This window comes from Vibrio sp. YMD68, assembly GCF_029958905.1.
GTDB lineage: Bacteria > Pseudomonadota > Gammaproteobacteria > Enterobacterales > Vibrionaceae > Vibrio.
Window position 1 is genome coordinate 886,293 of sequence record NZ_CP124614.1, and the last position, 20,012, is coordinate 906,304.

18 protein-coding genes, 1 tRNA gene and 1 riboswitch are annotated in these 20,012 nt (G+C 45.2%); of the genes, 13 read left to right on the plus strand and 6 right to left on the minus strand.

The genetic code is table 11. The features are described from left to right. Positions 1-7: 7 nt before the first annotated feature. The 5 genes from rsxD to QF117_RS10240 form a co-directional block, all read right to left on the minus strand. Positions 8-1,054 carry an electron transport complex subunit RsxD gene (gene rsxD, locus QF117_RS10220; RefSeq protein WP_282388856.1) on the minus strand — a complete coding sequence of 349 codons (1,047 nt, stop codon included), beginning with the start codon at positions 1,052-1,054 and terminating at the stop codon, positions 8-10. Next, positions 1,054-3,672 (minus strand): electron transport complex subunit RsxC, encoded by a 2,619-nt coding sequence (gene rsxC / locus QF117_RS10225; protein WP_282388858.1) that lies wholly within the window; start codon positions 3,670-3,672, stop codon positions 1,054-1,056. Before rsxC ends, rsxD begins: the two co-directional genes overlap by 1 nt. A 2-nt stretch (positions 3,673-3,674) precedes the next feature. Continuing rightward, complete coding sequence (rsxB, locus tag QF117_RS10230) at positions 3,675-4,265, minus strand: electron transport complex subunit RsxB (protein ID WP_282388860.1); 591 nt, start codon at positions 4,263-4,265, stop codon at positions 3,675-3,677. Then, a complete protein-coding gene (gene rsxA / locus QF117_RS10235; protein ID WP_282388862.1) occupies positions 4,265-4,846 on the minus strand; it encodes an electron transport complex subunit RsxA in 582 nt (193 codons plus the stop codon). Before rsxA ends, rsxB begins: the two co-directional genes overlap by 1 nt. Positions 4,847-5,099: 253 nt before the next feature. Then, positions 5,100-5,175 (minus strand) — tRNA-Asn (locus QF117_RS10240). Positions 5,176-5,744: 569 nt separating this feature from the next. On the opposite strand from QF117_RS10240, the gene uvrB reads away from it, so the two are divergent. From uvrB to luxU, 3 genes are all read left to right on the plus strand, one after another. Continuing rightward, entirely contained in the window at positions 5,745-7,775 is a 2,031-nt protein-coding gene (uvrB, locus tag QF117_RS10245) for an excinuclease ABC subunit UvrB (protein WP_282388863.1), read from the plus strand. 272 nt (positions 7,776-8,047) lie between these two features. Continuing rightward, entirely contained in the window at positions 8,048-9,439 is a 1,392-nt protein-coding gene (luxO, locus tag QF117_RS10250; protein WP_282388864.1) for a quorum-sensing sigma-54 dependent transcriptional regulator LuxO, read from the plus strand. Then, complete coding sequence (gene luxU / locus QF117_RS10255; protein WP_282388865.1) at positions 9,439-9,780, plus strand: quorum-sensing phosphorelay protein LuxU; 342 nt, start codon at positions 9,439-9,441, stop codon at positions 9,778-9,780. The genes luxO and luxU overlap by 1 nt, the downstream gene beginning before the upstream one ends. Positions 9,781-9,799: 19 nt before the next feature. Here the strand turns inward: luxU and QF117_RS10260 are convergent, their stop codons facing one another. Continuing rightward, complete coding sequence (locus QF117_RS10260) at positions 9,800-10,690, minus strand: YvcK family protein (RefSeq protein ID WP_282388866.1); 891 nt, start codon at positions 10,688-10,690, stop codon at positions 9,800-9,802. A 249-nt stretch (positions 10,691-10,939) separates the two neighbouring features. Next, positions 10,940-11,084, plus strand: a riboswitch (molybdenum cofactor riboswitch). Here QF117_RS10260 and moaA point away from each other — a divergent pair. The 10 genes from moaA to udp all read left to right on the plus strand — a co-directional run bounded on the left by moaA (position 11,073) and on the right by udp (position 19,867). Continuing rightward, entirely contained in the window at positions 11,073-12,062 is a 990-nt protein-coding gene (moaA, locus tag QF117_RS10265; protein WP_282388868.1) for a GTP 3',8-cyclase MoaA, read from the plus strand. (Overlaps the previous riboswitch by 12 nt.) Before the next feature lie 77 nt (positions 12,063-12,139). Then, positions 12,140-12,652, plus strand: coding sequence for a molybdenum cofactor biosynthesis protein B (gene moaB, locus QF117_RS10270; protein ID WP_282388869.1), 513 nt, complete (start codon positions 12,140-12,142; stop codon positions 12,650-12,652). Between the two features lie 15 nt (positions 12,653-12,667). Next, the gene (gene moaC, locus QF117_RS10275) at positions 12,668-13,147 is read left to right on the plus strand and encodes a cyclic pyranopterin monophosphate synthase MoaC (protein ID WP_282388870.1); all 480 of its coding nucleotides are present in this window, start codon (positions 12,668-12,670) and stop codon (positions 13,145-13,147) included. After that, positions 13,144-13,389: a molybdopterin synthase sulfur carrier subunit gene (gene moaD / locus QF117_RS10280; protein ID WP_282388871.1), complete on the plus strand. Its 246-nt coding sequence runs from the start codon at positions 13,144-13,146 to the stop codon at positions 13,387-13,389. The genes moaC and moaD overlap by 4 nt, the downstream gene beginning before the upstream one ends. A 1-nt stretch (position 13,390) precedes the next feature. Further along, on the plus strand, positions 13,391-13,852 hold the full coding sequence (gene moaE, locus QF117_RS10285; protein ID WP_282388872.1) for a molybdopterin synthase catalytic subunit MoaE: 462 nt from the start codon (positions 13,391-13,393) through the stop codon (positions 13,850-13,852). 221 nt (positions 13,853-14,073) lie between these two features. Continuing rightward, entirely contained in the window at positions 14,074-14,289 is a 216-nt protein-coding gene (nrtS, locus tag QF117_RS10290; RefSeq protein ID WP_282388873.1) for a nitrate/nitrite transporter NrtS, read from the plus strand. A 162-nt stretch (positions 14,290-14,451) separates the two neighbouring features. Beyond that, entirely contained in the window at positions 14,452-14,868 is a 417-nt protein-coding gene (locus tag QF117_RS10295; protein WP_282388874.1) for a CBS domain-containing protein, read from the plus strand. A gap of 76 nt (positions 14,869-14,944) precedes the next feature. Further along, positions 14,945-16,408 (plus strand): MATE family efflux transporter, encoded by a 1,464-nt coding sequence (locus QF117_RS10300; protein WP_282388875.1) that lies wholly within the window; start codon positions 14,945-14,947, stop codon positions 16,406-16,408. 83 nt (positions 16,409-16,491) lie between these two features. After that, positions 16,492-18,831 (plus strand): zinc/cadmium/mercury/lead-transporting ATPase, encoded by a 2,340-nt coding sequence (locus tag QF117_RS10305; RefSeq protein WP_282388876.1) that lies wholly within the window; start codon positions 16,492-16,494, stop codon positions 18,829-18,831. Between the two features lie 277 nt (positions 18,832-19,108). Next, on the plus strand, positions 19,109-19,867 hold the full coding sequence (gene udp / locus QF117_RS10310) for a uridine phosphorylase (protein ID WP_282388877.1): 759 nt from the start codon (positions 19,109-19,111) through the stop codon (positions 19,865-19,867). Positions 19,868-20,012 lie beyond the last annotated feature (145 nt).

Consider the following 20,012-nt stretch of genomic DNA (forward strand, 5'->3'; position numbering starts at 1 on the left):
ACAGTCCTTAATGCCCATAAGTGCGTGGTTTGGTGTAATAGTCAATCATTGGTACACACATGTTGGCTAACAGCACAGCAAATGCAACACCATCGGGGAAGCCTCCCCAGCTTCGAATAACAAAGACTAAGAACCCAATGAAGGCACCAAAAATAAGGCGTCCTTTGACGGTCGTTGAAGCCGATACAGGGTCAGTTGCGATGAAGAAAGCCCCAAGCATTGTCGCACCGGAGAATAGGTGCAATAGAGGCGTCGCGGTTTCAGCGGGTGTGACGATAGAAAAAATACTGCTCGTCACCACTAGACTGGCTAGAAACGCGACTGGAATATGCCAATTTATGATTCTGAGTTTAATCAGCAATAGACCGCCAGCCAAATAGGCGAGGTTTATCCACTCCCATCCTACGCCTGCAAAACCACTAAATTGACTTTGCTTCATGATTTCAGAAGCGGTACTTCCAGAGTGCAGTCCGGTTTTGAACGCATCTAACGGTGTCGCCATTGTGACGCCATCTATACCCGTTCGAATCTGCGCAAGAGACAAACCTTCATGATTAAACCCACTGAAAATCAGAGAAAATGCATCAATAAAGTAAACAGGATCTTGACTCAGTTGTACAGGGGTCACCCAAGATGTCATCTGTACAGGGAACGAAATCAGCAAGACGACGTATGCCACCATTGCTGGATTAAAGATGTTTTGACCAATACCACCGTATAAATGCTTGGCAATAACAATCGCAAAAATCAACCCAATGACGATGACCCACCATGGGGAATAAGGGGGAATAGCAATAGCCAATAGCCATGCTGTGACAGGCGCACTGTAATCCCGCAGTGCAGACAATGGGTGCCGCTTGCGTATTAATAAGATGGCACCTTCGAGTAGAACAGCAATAAATAGAGCCATTATTAACTGTATCAATGTCCCCCAGCCAAAGAAGTAACTTTGCGCGACAAGCCCAGGTAATGCTGCAATCATCACCCACTTCATTAGATCTGAGGTGCTCTTTTTATTGTGAGCGTGCGGTGAACTGGCGATAAAAAAAGCCACTAGCCTTTCTCCTCATTATTATTGGGTTGATTGGAGAGCTGTTCTTTTTGTGCTTTTCGCGCTTTGGCTCTTGCGATAGCGGCGGCCACAGCAGCCTTCTTCGGATCGGCTTCCGTTGGTTCGGCTGATGGCGTTCCTTGAGCTTGAGTTTGAGCTTGATCTTCTGACTCAGAAGTTGGTGGCACTTCGGCTTGTTGTGCTTTACGCGCTTTGGCTCTTGCGATAGCGGCGGCCACAGCAGCCTTCTTCGGATCGGCTTCCGTTGGTTCGGCGGATGGCGTTCCTTGAGCTTGAGTTTGAGTTTGAGTTTGAGCTTGAGCTTCTGACTCAGGCGTTGATGGGACTTCGGCTTGTTGTGCTTTACGCGCTTTGGCTCTTGCGATAGCGGCGGCCACAGCGGCCACAGCGGCCTTCTTCGGATCGGCTTCCGTTGGTTCGGCTGATGGTGTTCCTTGAGCTTGAGTTTGAGCTTGAGGTTTTGGCTCAGGCGTTGATGGAACTTCGGCTTGTTGTGCTTTACGCGCTTTGGCTCTTGCGATAGCGGCGGCCACAGCGGCCTTCTTCGGATCGGCTTCCGTCGGTTCGGCGGATGGCGTTCCTTGAGCTTGAGTTTGAGCTTGAGCTTCTGACTCAGAAGTTGGTGGCACTTCGGCTTGTTGGGCTTTACGCGCTTTGGCTCTTGCGATAGCGGCGGCCACAGCAGCCTTCTTCTGATTGGCTTCCGTTGGTTCGGCGGATGGCGTTCCTTGAGCTTGAGTTTGAGCTTGAGCTTCTGACTCAGAAGTTGGTGGCACTTCGGCTTGTTGTGCTTTACGCGCTTTGGCTCTCTCGATAGCCGCAGCGACAGCCGCTTTTTTCGGATCGGTTTCTGTCTGCGTGGGTTGCTGATCTGAAGTGTGCTCTAACGCTTTTCTTTCACGAGCGAGTTTCTTACGTTCCGCTCTAAGACGGCTCATTTCGGTGTTGTCGGGTTCGCTAGATTTCTGCGCTTCAGCTTGTTTTGCTTTCGCTCGTGCAATGGCAGCGGCGACGGCGGGCTTAACGACTTTTTCGGCACCCGGCTGATCGGTTTGCGTTTGTTCTTTTTGCGCTTTTACTCGAGCAATAGCCGCAGCTATCGCATCGTCACCGCCTGATTTTTTCATTTCGCTTCGACGGCTATCCGCGGCTTTCTTAAACTTGTTTTCTCGCTCAGCTTTTGCTCTTTCTAAGCGTTCTTTTCTTTCTTCGAATCGCTGACGTGCTCGTTCCGCAGCCTGAGCTTCTTCTTTTCTGGTTTTTATTTCGGCTTTGGCTTGACGGTAGTATTGAACGAGAGGTATTTCACTCGGGCAAACATAAGCGCAAGCACCACATTCGATACAATCTTTCAGGTTAAGCTCGGTACACTTATCGTATTCCTCTGCCTTGGCATGCCATTGCAATTGTTGAGGAAGCAGAGCTGAAGGGCATACTTCGGCACATTGCCCGCAACGAATGCATTCCATCTCATACTGGCTGTGAGGTAATTCTCTCGTACCCGGGGCCAGAATACAGTTACTGGTTTTAGTGATAGGCACCAAGGCGCTGGGTAACGTAAACCCCATCATTGGGCCACCCATGATAAGACGCGGTGCTTTTTTTGCCGCTTTATAGCCAAACTGCTGAAGTAGAGACTCAATCGGAGTGCCAATTAAGGCCCAAACGTTTCTTGGTTGTGAGAATTGATTACCCGTTAACGTAACGATTCTTTGGATCAGAGGCTCGCCATCACACACGGCTCGCTTGATCGCATACATCGAAGCGACGTTTTGCACCAGCATTCCGATATCGGCTGGAATGCCATTGTTAGGCACTTCTTGATTGGTCAGCAATTTAATCAGCTGTTTTTCGCCACCAGAAGGGAATTTGGTGGGAATGACTCGAATGACAATATCTTTATCTTTCGCTGCATGTTGAATCGCTTGAATCGCTTCTGGCTTATTATCTTCAATGGCGATGATGGTGAGCTTTGGCTTGAGTATGTGCTCAACAATCTCAATGCCAGTAATAATCTCTTCTGCGTAATGGCGCATTAGAACATCATCTGCGGTGATGTACGGCTCACATTCAGCGGCGTTGATGATCAGAAAATCGGTCTTGGATAGCCCAGACTGTATTTTCTTTGCGGTCGGAAAACCTGCGCCACCCATCCCAGATATTCCTGCAAGGCGAATATGTTCAAGGAGAGTTTCAGAAGAGGCGCTTTGGAACTCCTCGATGCTGTTTTTTTCTATCCATTGTTCTTGACCATCCGGTGAAATCACAATGCATGGCTCACTGAGCCCTGATGGATGGTTCGTTATTCTTGGTTCAATAGCGGTAATGACACCCGAAGTCGGAGAATGAATAGGAAGCATCATGGTTGTGTTGTATTTGGTTAATGCTTGGCCTTTCAATACCGTGTCGCCACTTTTGACGATGAGATCACCCGGCTTGCCAATATGCTGTTTAATGGGCAGCACAATCTCTTGTGGAACGTCGGCGTTTACCGGAACGCTCTGATTAGATTGGTTTTTGTTTTCTTTTGGATGTATACCGCCGTGGAATTGCCACAATGAGCCGGTTTTTATCTGTTCGATTAATGAAAGTGTGCTCATATCTATCTCACTTCGTCTTGCTTTTTGTGAGACACAGAGTCGCTAATATCGACAACGGGAATCGAGTTCATTTGCCATTTCCAGTTTTCAGTCGTTTGAGCTACAGGGATCATTTCAATGCAATCTGTAGGGCAAGGGGCCACGCATAAATCACAACCAGTACACTCATCTTTGATGACAGTATGTAAAGCTTTCGTTCCGCCAACGATGGCATCAACAGGACATGCTTGAATACATTTGGTGCAGCCAATACACATATCTTCGTGAATAAAGGCCACGGTTTTGACGGCGTCATTCAGGTCGTGTGCGGATTCTTCAACTTCCACGCCCATTAAGTTAGCAAGATTCTCAATAGTCGCCTGACCACCTGGTGGACATTTGTTTATTTTATCGCCATTGGCAATGGCTTCAGCATAAGGGCGGCAACCAGGGTAACCACATTGACCACACTGAGTTTGAGGAAGAAGTTCATCGATTTGATCCACAATAGGATCCGCTTCAACCTTAAATTTGATAGAGGCAAATCCAAGTATCGCTCCAAATACAGCGGCTAGAGCGACAACCGCGATGATGGCAATAACAATCGTGATCATTACATTTTCACCAAACCAGTAAAGCCCATAAAGGCGAGTGACATTAACCCAGCGGTAATCATGGCAATGGATGCACCTTTAAAAGGGCCAGGTACATCCGCGGCTGCAATTCGTTCTCTCATTGAAGCAAAAAAGATCAGGACGAGTGAAAATCCAGCAGCAGCCCCAAAACCATAGATGATAGATTCGATAAAGTTATGGTTTTCGATGATGTTGAGCAGAGCAACCCCTAATACCGCACAATTGGTTGTAATCAGAGGCAAAAAGATCCCTAACAGTCGATACAACGTAGGGCTGGTTTTGTGCACCACCATTTCCGTGAATTGGACAACCACAGCGATGACTAAAATGAAGCTCATTGTTCGCAGGTATTCGATACCAAGCGGAGCCAGCAAATAGTTTTCGACCAGGTACGAACAAACCGACGCAAGTGTGAGCACAAACGTGGTCGCTAAACCCATGCCGATTGCGGTTTCCAGTTTTTTTGATACGCCCATAAATGGACATAGCCCGAGAAACTTTACCAGTACAAAATTGTTCACTAGCACAGTGCCAATCAACAATAAAAAATATTCGGTCATAATTGTATTTATTTGAAATTCCGATCCCAATATTATCGTGCTTTGCCAAGCTAATAACAACTCACGAACAGTAAGGTTTTACTGATTTAGAGTAAATAATTGAATAAATAGCGTGTCTGGTTTTTTTTGCAGCGATAAAACGTCCTATCAGAAAGAACTTAGTGTCAAAACGACAAGATCTAACTGGGCATGGGAAATGGATTCGGAGAACAGAAATGAAAAAGGCCCAGTCAAAAGACTGGGCCTTAAAATTTGGCTCCCCCTGCAAGACTTGAACTTGCGACATACGGATTAACAGTCCGCCGTTCTACCAACTGAACTAAGGGGGAATTGCTGTAAAGCGGGGCAAATTTTAACGATAGAATTTTTGGCTGTCAACTATTTGGAAAGAGAAAATAGTGAATATTTTTTGTAGAAATTCACTTTACTTTCTCTTATGCCTTATCGCCATTGGGCTGCATTTACTTATCCACTAAATTTGTGGATAAGTGTGTGGATTACTCGGTAGAACTGGGTCTTGCTGAATGAATAGAGTTAAGATTCTAATTCGATCAGAGTGTGAAGTGTAAGATAATTCATTGTAACTTAAGGATTAATGGGAGGTTTTGAGTGTTAGATTGAAAATTTTTTGAGAATGAAGAGAAGGGTAAATTGTTCACGTTGCACTAAATTGGGGAAATCTTGTGAATAAAAATGAGTGTTTTTTTACGGGGGTGACGGTGTAGGGCGAAAGATAATACCAAAGGTAAAATGGATTATCTAGTCTAAATACGGTGTGTGCGCTCTTTTTATCATGATTAAAAGAAATCTTTTAGACGAGTCTTAAATATAAATATTGCAGGTGTATATACATACAGCGACAATGGTGGGAGTGAGAGTCTAATGTCTTGGAGAGAAGATGAGTAAAGTGTTCAATTTAAAGTCTGATTATCAGCCGTCAGGTGATCAACCCACTGCGATTAAAAAGCTGCTCGAGGGTTTGGATTCAGGTTTAGCTCATCAAACATTGTTGGGGGTAACGGGATCGGGCAAAACCTTTACGCTAGCGAATGTTATTGCCGAATCACAGCGGCCTGCGATTTTACTCGCTCCTAATAAAACATTGGCTGCGCAACTTTACGGAGAAATGAAGTCGTTTTTCCCCAACAACTCCGTCGAGTATTTTGTTTCCTATTACGACTATTACCAGCCCGAAGCGTATGTACCAACGACAGATACGTTTATAGAAAAAGACTCCTCAATCAATGCACATATCGAGCAGATGCGTCTCTCTGCCACCAAAGCATTACTTGAGCGTAAAGACGCCATTATTATTGCTTCCGTCTCTGCCATTTATGGTTTGGGTGATCCTGCCTCTTATTTGAAGATGATGTTACATATTTGCCGTGGCGATGTGATGAATCAACGAGATATCTTACTTCGTTTGGCAGAGCTTCAATATTCTCGCAATGATGTTGCCTTTGAGCGCGGTCAATTTCGAGTTCGTGGTGAAGTCATTGATGTTTTCCCTGCGGAGTCAGAGCAAGATGCAGTGAGAATAGAGATGTTCGACGATGAAATCGATTGTATCAGTGTGTTTGACCCTCTTACTGGTGTCGTGAAGCAGAGAGATCTACCCCGCTATACTATTTACCCTAAAACTCACTACGTGACACCGAGAGAACGTATTCTTGATGCCATTGAGCATATAAAGAAAGATTTGAAAGAACGTCAGACGTATCTACTTGAGAACAATAAACTTCTTGAAGAGCAAAGGATCAGTCAGCGTACCCAATTTGACCTTGAAATGATGAATGAGCTTGGCTTTTGCTCTGGTATTGAAAACTACTCTCGTTACTTGAGTGGACGGAAAGAGGGTGAGCCGCCACCGACGTTATTTGATTACTTACCTGAAGATGGTGTTCTGATTATCGATGAGTCGCATGTGACCGTGCCTCAGATTGGGGCAATGTTTAAAGGAGATAGATCGAGAAAAGAAACCTTAGTTGAATTTGGATTTCGGCTACCTTCAGCTCTGGATAATCGTCCGCTAAAGTTTGAAGAATTTGAATCTCTCGCGCCACAAACCATTTTTGTTTCAGCCACACCGGGTAACTACGAACTGGAGAAGTCAGCCAATGATATCGCTGATCAAGTGGTTAGGCCGACTGGTCTGCTTGATCCACAGATAGAGGTACGCCCTGTCGCAACGCAAGTAGATGATCTTTTATCCGAAATTAGAATTCGGGCTAAGAAAGATGAACGTGTACTGGTCACGACACTGACAAAAAGAATGGCTGAAGACCTGACGGAATACCTAACCGAACATGGTGTTAAAGTCCGTTATTTACACTCAGATATTGATACGGTAGAACGAGTTGAGATTATACGGGATCTACGTTTAGGCGAGTTTGATGTGTTAGTGGGTATTAACTTACTCCGTGAAGGTTTGGATATGCCGGAAGTATCTCTGGTGGCCATACTTGACGCTGATAAAGAAGGGTTCTTACGCTCAGAGCGATCGCTCATACAGACGATAGGCCGTGCTGCTCGAAACTTAGAAGGTCGAGCGATTTTATATGGCGACTCGATGACTAAATCGATGAAAAAAGCGATCGATGAAACCAATCGCCGTCGTGAAAAACAGCAAGCGTATAACTTGGAGAAAGGGATCACTCCTCAAGCGTTGAAGCGCAGCGTTAAAGACATTATGGAAATCGGCGACATCGCTAAGTCAAAGAAGAAGAAAACAAGTAAGCAAGTGCCATTATCTCAAGTGGCAGAGCCATCATTGGCTTACAACACGTTAACGCCGCAAGAGCTTGATAAAGAGATTAAGAGAATGGAAGCGCAGATGTATCAACATGCACAAGATTTAGAGTTTGAGCTAGCAGCGGCAAAACGCGATGAGATCGATAAGTTGCGTCAGCAGTTCATCACCAATAGTTAGTAAAAAAAGAAAATCGATAGTAACAAGCCAATCGAGTATGACTTTATTGGCTTTGTTTATTTATAAGGTTTTAACACAACGAGATTTTTTATAAATCCGCTTAGAGTCTCTTCTATCGCTGTCATTCGATTATGATGCGTCAGGTCAACATTCACTCGAGATGTACCACGCAAAAACAGCTTTTCGATGCTATATTAATGATGCCTTATGTTTGCAAAATGCAATTCGTAATGCAATTATCTAGAAAAATGCAAATAACTAATGGCTAGGTTATGCAGCAACTGTCAGATGTACATAAATCTAAATATTTATTGATGGTAGAGGATACCGCGTCGGTCGCGGCCCTGTATCGATCTTACCTCACCCCGCTAGGTATAGACATTAATATTGTCGGAACGGGGCGAGATGCGCTTGATAGCTTAAAGAATCGAACGCCCGACCTTATCTTGCTTGACTTACGGTTGCCAGATATGACGGGGATGGACGTCCTAGAAAGTGCGAAGCAAATTCACCCTGACGTGCCGGTTATTTTTATGACAGCCCACGGCTCTATCGATACCGCCGTTGAAGCGATGCGTTTAGGCGCTCAGGACTTTCTTATTAAGCCTTGTGAAGCGGATCGTCTGCGTGTCACGGTGAATAATGCTATTCGTAAGGCGAGTAAGCTTAAAAACAAAGATGACTATCCAGGTAATCAAAACTACCAAGGTTTCATTGGCAGCAGTCACATGATGCAAGCGGTCTACCGCACGATTGACTCCGCCGCCACCAGTAAAGCAAGTATCTTCATTACCGGAGAAAGTGGTACCGGTAAAGAAGTCTGCGCCGAAGCGATTCATGCGGCCAGCAAGCGTGGTGATAAACCCTTTATTGCGATTAACTGTGCGGCTATCCCTAAAGATCTGATTGAGAGTGAGCTGTTTGGTCACGTGAAGGGTGCATTTACCGGCGCGGCGACCGATAGGCAGGGGGCCGCAGAACTCGCTGACGGAGGCACTCTGTTTCTCGACGAGTTATGTGAAATGGACCTCGATTTACAAACTAAATTACTACGCTTTATTCAAACGGGGACGTTTCAAAAAGTAGGTTCGTCTAAAATGAAAAGTGTGGATGTTCGCTTTGTGTGTGCAACCAACCGAGATCCTTGGAAAGAAGTCCAAGAAGGGCGCTTTAGGGAAGATCTCTACTACCGCCTCTATGTTATCCCGCTTCATTTACCGCCTTTGCGTGAGCGTGGGGAAGACGTGATAGAGATTGCTTATTCATTATTAGGTTTTATGTCGAACGAAGAGGGTAAGGGGTTTGTACGCTTATCCCCTGAGGTGGTGGAGTGTTTCAATCGTTTTGAATGGCCAGGAAACGTAAGGCAATTACAAAACGTATTACGCAATGTCGTGGTTCTTAACAACGGTAAAGAAATTACACTGAGTATGCTCCCGCCTCCGCTCAATATGCCGATGGATAATCAAATCAGAATGCAGCCAAGTGTTAAAGAACAAGCCTCGGTGCATGATATTTTCCCACTATGGCAAACGGAGAAGGCCGCAATAGAACAGGCCATTGAAGCCTGTGAGGGGAATATTCCTCGGGCCGCAGGTTATCTTGATGTTAGCCCATCAACTATCTATCGAAAACTACAAGCATGGAACAATGTGAAACCGTGATGGACGTACTTAATAAGATAAAAGTAGAGCGACTTTCTAACGAAATTGGGCCTGAAAATGTGCCTGTATTGCTGGATATTTTCCTTGATGAGTTGGGTCTGTATGCTGAAACGCTGCTCAGTAAAGAAGGCCACGACAAAGTCGCCTACCTCAAAGAAATAAGCCATGCGTTGAAAAGCAGCGCGGCAAGCTTTGGCGCTGATCGTTTGTGTCAGTTATCCATCGATATTGATATGAAAATAAAAACGGGCCAAGGGCTTGACCCGCAGACTGATTCGACGGAAATGGTCAGCGTGCTTGAGCTAACAAGAGACGTATATCAAGCGTTAGTGACCAAATAGTGATTGGCTAAAAGAGCGACTAACCTCCCAGTAATTGTTCAATGGCTGTTTGCAGTTTGCTTCTATCGTGTCGCCAATCGCGATTTGGAGAAGCCAGCTCCGTCGTTAAACAATGCCATTCTTGGTCTATTTCTGGGTGTGGCGTGTCACCGAGGACCACATCGATTTTACGGCCTTGGCAGGCTCGTTCACACCATTCTAGTTTTTGCTTTAAACTCATGCGTCCTGCAGGGCCAAACTCAGGGGATAAGTTCTCGACAAAAACCACAGTCGCATTGGTGTTGGTCGAGATGGCTTTGCCGATTTCAGGCAACAGTAATGGCGGCATTATGCTAGTCAAAAAGCTGCCTGGACCCAGAATGATACAATCCGCTTCTTCTATTGCGCTGACTCCTTCTTTTGTCGCGGGCACTTCTGGAGACAAATCCAATCGCATTAAATCATCGGTCATTTCATCGACATTGGTTTCCCCGGTCACCCATTTTCCCTCCATGGATAATGCGGTAAGGTCAGAAGGATGCTCTGACATGGGGACAATATTGACATCAACTTTTAGCATATTTCGGATCAGTTGAATGGCTTCAAAGGGTCGAACGGATAGGTTGTCCAATGCCGTCAACATCAAATTGCCCAGGTTATGCCCATCCAGTTCCCCTGCGCCCTTAAAGCGATACTCAAACATCATTGAGCTTATTGATGGGTCGGTTATCAACTGATTGATACAGTTTCGCGTGTCCCCCCAAGCAATCCCACCCTGGCAGTGACGTATCCGCCCTGTTGAGCCACCATTGTCAGTGGTGGTCACAATCCCTGTTGCATTTGAACCAAAATCTTTTAGTGCCGCAAGCATACGACCTAGACCGTGACCGCCGCCGATGGCGACCACTTTTATTGATGAGTATAAAGTCATGACATTCTTCTTTTCGTTGAGGCGTTATTGTTTTTTGTTGAGGTGTGACTGCTTTTTTGGTCGCCTTTTCAATGACAATATTAAGTGAAGTCAGCGTATTTGTACTAATTTAGTGTCATTAACGTGTGTTAACTACTTAAAAGTGGGTATTTTTTGTTACGAGCATGGTTTTTTGACTGCAAGAGTGGAATCGTAACAAAATATTCAGTATTTTATAGCCTAGCTACCAGTAAGCCCTCATGGTTTACTTGGTTGCCATAACTCCGAGCTCATTAAGCTAAGTTCACCGCATCGGTAAGGATAAGCGTAATGAGACAGTGGCGGTATGCCACCAGGGCTAAATTAGAAATGATTTGGCCTCCCGTATTTGGAAAGGTGTTCCGTGGCGAAACAATTCGAAGATCAATTCAACCGAAAGTTTTATTACTTACGGTTGTCCGTTACAGATGTCTGTAACTTTAAATGTACCTATTGTCTGCCTGATGGTTATAAGCCTTCAGGGCAGAAAAACTCGTCTTTTTTATCGGTCCCTGAAGTAAAGCGTATCGTCTCTGCATTTGCTGAATGTGGGACCTCTAAAGTGCGTATTACTGGTGGTGAACCGAGTCTACGTAAAGACTTTCAAGATATTATCCATACCGTGTCATCAACTCGTGGGATAGAAAAAGTCGCGACAACGACCAACGGCTACCGCATGGAGAAACAAGTCGAATCTTGGAAACAAGCCGGGTTGACTCATATCAATGTCAGTGTGGATAGTTTAGACCCGCGTATGTTTCATCAAATAACCGGAGAGAATAAGTTTTCTCAAGTGATGGCTGGAATCGATCGCGCTTTTGAAGTGGGCTACTCACAGGTTAAAGTGAACGTGGTTTTGATGAAAGATCTCAACGCTCATGAATTACCGAGCTTTCTTAACTGGATAAAAGACAGGCCCATTCAACTGCGTTTTATAGAACTGATGCAAACCGGTGAAATGGATGATCTGTTTCAGCGTCATCATGTATCTGGTGTTGCGATTCGAAATCAGTTGATCGCGAATGGGTGGATCTTGAAAGTTCGTGAAGTCAACGATGGCCCAGCTCAGGTGTTTGTCCATCCAGATTATCTGGGGGAAATTGGGCTTATCATGCCCTATGAAAAAAGCTTCTGTGACAGCTGTAATCGACTGAGAGTATCGTCAGTTGGGAAGCTACACATGTGTCTTTTTGGCGACCATGGTGTTGAATTAAGAGATTTGCTCAAGAGCGATTCACAGAAACAAGGTTTGATCAGCCGGATTTCAGAGCAGCTACAAAATAAATCACAAAGCCACTATTTGCATGATGGCAATTCAGGAATAACTCCTCATTTAGCATCCATCGGTGGCTAGCCAGTCTTTGGCCGTTTGTATCGGTCGGAAACTGACCAGATTGACATATCAATACAACTTTAAACATAGGTGAACAAATGGGTCACGCAGAAAGCAAATTTCAGGCAGCAAACATTGCGGTGTTAACCGTATCGGATACTCGTACAGAAGAGAACGACACATCAGGTGGCTACTTGGCTGAGCAGGCCAAAGACGCTGGGCACAATGTCGTGGATAAAAAAATCGTTATTGATGATATGTATCAGATTCGTGCCATTGTCTCTCAGTGGATAGCCGATGAAACGGTTCAAGCCGTTATGATTACCGGCGGTACAGGTTTTACTTCACGAGACAGTACGCCAGAAGCCCTCGTTCCTCTATTTGATAAGCAAGTGGAAGGTTTCGGTGAATTATTCCGCACCGTGTCCTATGAAGAAATTGGCACCTCGACCATTCAGTCTCGAGCTATCGCGGGTTTTGCTAACCATACCGTTATTTTTGCGATGCCAGGTTCGACCGGTGCGTGCCGCACTGCTTGGACTAAAATCATTAAACAGCAACTTGATGCAAGTCATCGCCCGTGTAACTTCATGCCACATTTGTCGGTATAAAGGCAGGAGCCAACTATGACTGAGTTAACTCACATTAACGCTTCGGGTGAAGCCAATATGGTTGATGTCTCTACCAAAGCCGAAACAGTAAGAGAAGCAAGAGCGGAAGCTTTTGTTTCGATGGCACCAGAAACGCTTAATTTGATTATTTCGGGGCAGCACCACAAAGGTGATGTATTTGCAACGGCGCGTATCGCGGGCATTCAAGCGGCAAAGAAAACCTGGGATTTGATTCCTCTTTGTCATCCACTGTTATTGTCAAAAGTGGAAGTGCAGTTAGAGGCGATGGAGTCGGAGAGCAAAGTCCGCATCGAATCTGTGTGTAAATTAGCGGGTAAAACCGGCGTTGAAATGGAAGCACTCACAGCGGCTTCTGTCGCGGCATTAACTATCTATGATATGTGTAAAGCGGTTCAAAAAGACATCGTCATTGAACATGTTCGTTTACTCGAAAAAAGCGGTGGTAAATCAGGACACTTCAAGGTGGAATCATGATTAAAGTTCTCTTTTTTGCACAAACCCGCGAGCTGGTGGGCGTTGATTATTTAGACCTGTCTGGGGATTTTGACACAGTAGAGCAAGTGCGTGCTCACCTGTCTCAGCAAGAGGGAAAGTGGGACATGGCTTTAGAGCAGGGTAAATTATTAGCCGCCGTGAACCAGTCTATTGTACCTCTAGAGTCAACGATTTCAGATGGCGATGAAGTGGCCTTTTTTCCTCCGGTCACTGGGGGCTAATATGGATAATCGCATTAGTGTGCAACAGACAGACTTCTCGGTTGCTGATGAATATGAAAAGTTATCTCAAGGGACGGAGTCTGGCGCAGTGGTGACCTTCATTGGTAAAGTGCGTGATATGAACTTAGGAGATAACGTGACGGGGCTGTCTCTTGAACATTATCCTGGGATGACAGAGAAAGCACTCACCGAAATTTGTGATAAAGCAGAGGAGCGTTGGCCGCTGTTGGCGCTCAGTGTGATCCATCGAGTCGGTGATTTGGATATTGGCGATCAGATCGTCTTTGTTGGGGTTTCTAGCGCACATAGAGGTGCGGCGTTTGAAGCGTGTGAATTCATCATGGATTACTTGAAGACTAAAGCTCCATTTTGGAAAAAAGAAAGAACCACGCAGGCGACTCGCTGGGTCGAGTCGAGAGACTCAGATACGCAAGCCGCTTTAAGGTGGGAAGATAAACAGTAGATCCATTAACTGACTACTCTCCATTCAGATTCATGTAAAAGGCTAACTTAGGTTGGCCTTTTATGATCTTGTTGCCAAGGTTCGGCATGATTCTTCTCCCACAGTGTAAATTTTTGCCATACTAAAATAGGTAAAAATCATTCTTAACCTGCCGTCGCTAAGCTAGGTGCAAGAAGCAAGGGCTAGGAAACAATCAACATAAAGCAAAGGAGCATCACTGCGTGGTCAATAGCAAAGTCATAAAGCGAGCGCTCTATATTGCACTCATTGTTGGAACGCTTTTAAATGTTATCAATCAGTATGATGCTTTTTTTCATGCTTCAACAATACACTGGATAAAAGCTGCGTTGACTTATTGTGTCCCTTTTGGCGTTTCTCTGATTAGTAGCATTATTACAATGAAAGATATGGCTCAAGAACAAGAAAAGAGTTCGTGAACGATGGAGTGACAATCGAGGCCGTATAGGGGCTGGGGCACTTGTTGGAGACCTTATAGATAAAAACTATTGTAAAAATAGGTGAAATTGATTTAGTAAAATCATGAAATTAGACAACAATTACCTTATACGCAATAAAAGTTGTCGCTTAAGGAGTAGACGATGGAATCACAAAGAGTAAAAGATTACATGACCCTTCAGGCTGTTACCTTTACACCTGATATGTCGTTGAGTGTGGCTTTACAGAAAGTAATGAAATGCACGCACCTTGGTGGCCCAGTTATTGATTCAGAAGAGAAAGTCATTGGCTTCCTGTCCGAGCAGGATCTGCTCGATAAATTGGTTAAGGTCAGTTATTTCTGTCAAGACACGCATTTAGTGAGTGACTGCATGCACAAAGAAGTGCTCTCGGTGTCTCCAGAAACCACGATCATCGAAATGGCCGACAAAATGAAAGTAGGCAAGCCTAAAGTCTACCCTGTGATTGATAATGGGAAGTTGGTAGGCATTATTAGTCGACGTGATGTCTTACGAGCAATCGGAAAAAGCATTGATGATTGCTTTAAACATCCGGTGTGATAGTTTGTCTCAGTCTATGATTAAGTAACAAAATGTAAGGCGCATAATGCGCCTTTGTTGTTTTAAGGGAGATTGAATGTCAGATCAGAGCGCTAAATTTGTCACCGGCTCAACCATGAGACATATCCTAGTGATGTCAGGAGCAGGATCCGTGGGTTTGATGGCGCTGTTCGTGGTTGATCTCCTCGACATGCTGTTCATCAGTATGCTTGGTCAAGTAGAACTCGCCGCTGCGGTTGGCTTTGCGGGCAGTTTAGTGTTTTTTTCTACGTCAATATCCATTGGTACATCGATTGCTATGGGGGCTTTGGTCTCTAAAGCGATTGGTTCTAAACAGCGTCAATACGCACGCCAACTCAGTGCCTCTATTCTGACGACTGCATTTATCATCAGCTCAATGGTTTCAGCGCTGATGTTCATCTATATCCCTGAGCTATTAAGCTTGATTGGGGCTAAGGGCGTTGCCGCTGAAAGGGCACAAGCTTACTTGCAAATAATCATTCCAAGTGGCCCTGTTATAGCTCTAGCGATGGCCGCTGGTGCAGGATTAAGAGCTGCGGGTGATGCAAAACGTTCGATGTGGGCAACGCTTTCTGGCGGAATCGTCAATGCGATCTTAGATCCCTTATTTATTTTTGGGTTTGGGTGGAATATTGAAGGAGCCGCAATTGCGTCGGTGGTTGCCCGATTTACCGTTTTGTATTTTTCATTGTACCCACTCATCAAGGTTCATGATTTGGTTGGCAAGCCATCGGCTTCTGATCTGCAAAGAACACTAAAAGTGATTTTAGCCATTGCCATCCCCGCAATCATTACCAATATTGCCACGCCCGTCGGTAACGCGATAGTGACGACTTTTATTGCTCAGTTTGGTGAGAACTATGTAGCGGGTTATGCGGTTATTGGCCGATTAATACCCGTATGTTTTGCGGTGATTTTCGCGCTTTCTGGGGCGGTTGGTCCCATTATCGGGCAAAACTATGGGGCAGAACGTTTTGACCGAGTAAAAGAAACCTTAAACAACTCATTGATTGTCACCACCACGTATACCTTATTGGTTTGCCTGATTTTGTATTTTATCCAAGACTTTATTGTTGTAGCTTTCAGCTTAGAAGGCGACGCTGAGATTATTGTGGCCGCTTTTTGTACATATATCGCCATTAGCTTTGTCTTCAATGGAACACTATTTGTGGCGAACACATCGTTTAATAATCTGGGTAAACCACTGTACTCAACGGCTCTGAATTTAGGTAAAGCAACGATAGGGACACTGCCTTTTGTCTATATTGGTGCACAATGGTTTGGCGCGTTAGGGGTACTTTATGGACAAGCGGTGGGTACCGTTGTCTTTGGTCTTATTGCCGTTTATATGCTGAGAAAGCACATCGCAGGCATAATGCAAGGGCAAGAAGTTGATGAAGAAACGCCGGCTTATGCGACGGTCAATTCACAACCATTTTGCTCGCATGATGCTGTTCTTATTGATGATCCTGTTGTTGAAAAGGAGATGATGGATGCCCTTAAAAAGAAAGAAAAATAAGGCTAAAAAGTGAAATAAACCTTTGACCTTGGAGTCGACTCAAAGGTTTATACTCTTTATGAACATGATAAGGAGAAAACACTATGTGCACAAAACATCACGCGTGTCGTTCAGGCAAGGTCGGGTCAGTGACACCATTAAAAGGTTCTTGCTCAAGCCCCAAGATGACTTCCATTAAGATGGCAAGCGTATCAACATCCGATACGGGCTGCTGCAGTTCTAACGAATGTGAGAGCGGTTCAGGTCCAAATGATGAGGAAAGTGAGTCCAGTCCGTTTACATCAGACCCCTTAACCCAGAGCTGGAAAGTCGAAGGGATGGATTGCCCCTCCTGCGCAAGAAAGGTAGAAAAAGCGGTCAATAAGCTGGAAGGCATTTTGGAATCCAAGGTCTTATTTGCCACTGAAAAACTGGTCGTAAGATATAGTGATCCCGACGTGGTGAGTCATATTGAGCGGGCGGTTATTCACGCAGGATTTGCGCTCTCTTCAACAGCAAGCCCATCAAAAGTAGAAATCCCTAGCGGTTGGCTGCCCGTCATAAAACAAAATTCAAAAATACTTTTTATCGCCCTTGCGATGCTAGTAGCGGCTTCAATCAAGCCGATTGCTCCTTTTGTGAGTGAGTGGCTATTTATCCTAACTTGTTTAACGGGTTTGTATCCAATTGGGAAAAAAGCATTCAACTTGGCGCAGTCTGGCACCCCATTTTCCATTGAAACCTTGATGAGTGTCGCGGCCATTGGGGCACTGTATCTTGGTGAAACGGTTGAAGCGGCGATGGTGCTGCTTTTATTCTTGGTGGGTGAACGTTTAGAGGCGTTTGCTGCATCCCGAGCACGCAGCGGTGTTCAAGCATTAATGGCTCTTGTGCCTGAAACGGCGGTCAAAATTATTGATGGTGAACGAGTTGACGTCGCCGCCACTGAGCTGAATCCCGGTGATGTGATTGAAGTCTCCCCTGGGGCCAGATTACCCGCTGATGGGATGCTTCATGATGCATCCGCAAGTTTTGATGAAAGCGCATTAACTGGAGAATCGATTCCTGTCGAGCGTTACCAAGGTGCTCCCGTGATGGCTGGGGCGGTCGTAGTAGATAGAGTGGTGCGCTTCACCATCACCTCCAAACAAGGTGAAAACGCCATTGATCGAATTTTGCATTTAATTGAAGAAGCGGAATCTCGCAAAGCACCATTGGAGCGCTTTTTAGATAAATTCAGCCGATGGTATACGCCTCTGATGATGGTGGTCGCCTTAGCGGTGATTACCCTGCCTCCTTTAATATTTTCCCAACCTTGGGAAACTTGGGTCTACCGAGGGTTGGCTTTACTTCTTATCGCTTGCCCGTGTGCATTAGTGATTTCTACTCCAGCAGCGATTACCTCGGGTTTGGCAGCGGCGGCTCGTCGCGGTGCGTTGATTAAAGGTGGATCGGCGCTCGAACAACTGGGTAAAGTACAAACGGTCGCGTTTGATAAAACGGGGACTTTGACCAAAGGAAAACCTGAAGTCACCAACGTGATTGCCCTTAATGGTTGGCAGGAGACATCGCTATTAGAGGTAGTCGGAGCAATTGAAGTTGGATCAAGTCACCCATTGGCTGTTTCGTTAGTCAATCGAGCAAAGCAACTCGGTGTAGCGTTGCCAGAAGCGACCGAAAAACAGACCTTGTTAGGCAGTGGCGTCAGAGGAAATGTCGCAGGTGAACAGTACCAAATGTGCGCCCCGAGCAAGCTAGATATTGACCTTGATAAGGAGGTCATGAGCAAGGTTGAAGCCTTAGAGAGCGAAGGGAAAACCGTTGTCGTGGCTCTAAACACCTCGTCAAACATGGAGACAGTGAACTGTATTGGCATTATCGCCTGGCAAGATACATTACGAGAGGATGCGAGGCAGGCGGTCAGTTACCTTAACTCATTAGGCATTAATTCAATTATGCTCACTGGTGACAACCCTCGTAGCGCCCTCGCCATCAGTGCGATGATTGGTATCGATTATAAAGCCAGCTTACTTCCGCAAGATAAAGTGGGTTATGTTGAAGAGCTTTCACAGACCCGTCATGTTGCCATGGTAGGGGATGGTATTAATGATGCTCCAGCCATGAAAGCCGCCAGTATCGGTATTGCTATGGGAGGAGGCACCGATGTTGCCTTAGAAACGGCGGATGCTGCGATTACTCATAATCGCTTGGTGGAGTTGCCGAGTATGATTGAGTTATCCAGAGCAACTCTAAATAATATCAGGCAAAATGTGGTTTTGGCGTTGGGTTTAAAGTCGATATTTTTGGTGACGAGTCTACTTGGCATTACCGGTCTTTGGGTTGCGGTGCTAGCCGACAGCGGAGCAACCGCTTTAGTGACACTCAATGCATTGCGTCTGCTAAAATTTAAGCCATCTAATGCGATAGATTCTCAGTCATCTTGATGCTGCTTTTGTCCTTGAAATAAAAATGCCCACTTTTCTAATAAGTGGGCATTTTCATGTGCAATCAATGCAATAAAAGCAACTTAAAGTGTGATGCAAACCGATTTTCTATGAAATATCACACAATCTATCATCTTTTGGTGTGAAATCGATCACTCTTTGTTGAGGTTAGGTTCGCTACAGTTGCGAGGTGATTAATTTAATAACGTTACCAACTAAACTACAGTGTAGTTATGCGTTGAATGAATAGCTGAACAAGCTGCAAAAGGAGTGATATATGTCTCAAGCCGTTTTCCACTTAGGTATTACAGAAGCTGATTTAAATGGTGCAACACTTGCTATCATCCCAGGTGACCCTGCGCGTGTACAAAAAATTGCTGAAGAAATGGACAACCCAGTCTTTCTAGCAAGTCATCGTGAATACACGCTTTATCGTGCCGAGTTAGATGGAAAACCGGTTGTCGTTTGTTCAACAGGTATTGGTGGTCCATCAACCTCTATCGCAGTCGAAGAGCTTGCACAGCTTGGTGTTCGTACTTTCTTACGCGTTGGTACTACTGGTGCTATTCAACCGCATGTGAATGTTGGAGACATGATTGTATCAACTGGCTCAGTTCGCCTTGATGGTGCTAGCTTGCACTTTGCACCAATGGAGTTCCCAGCGGTTGCCGATTTTGATGTCGCGACGGCAATGAAAGCTGCCGTTGAAGAATCTGGTGCTACAGTTCATATGGGGGTTACTGCGTCAAGTGATACTTTCTACCCAGGACAAGAGCGTTACGATACGTTCTCTGGACGCGTAGTGAAGCGTTTCCAAGGCTCTATGCAAGAGTGGCAAGATATGGGCGTACTGAACTTTGAGATGGAATCTGCAACACTACTGACCATGTGTGCAAGCTCTGGTCTAAAAGCTGGTTGTGTCGCGGGTGTTATCATCAACCGTACTCAAAAAGAAATTCCAGATCATGCCACACTAAAAGAAACCGAAGCGCGTTCTATTAAGGTTGTGGTTGCAGCAGCACGTAACATGCTCTAAATAATACGTAATTACAGTCATACATTTGAAACCACCGATCTGATATCGGTGGTTTTTTCTATTGGTCGCGGATAACGTAAAGTAGAAAACGTCATTAGACTTACAGATAGATAAAGATCCCAACCATGAGTTGGGTTGGGATCTT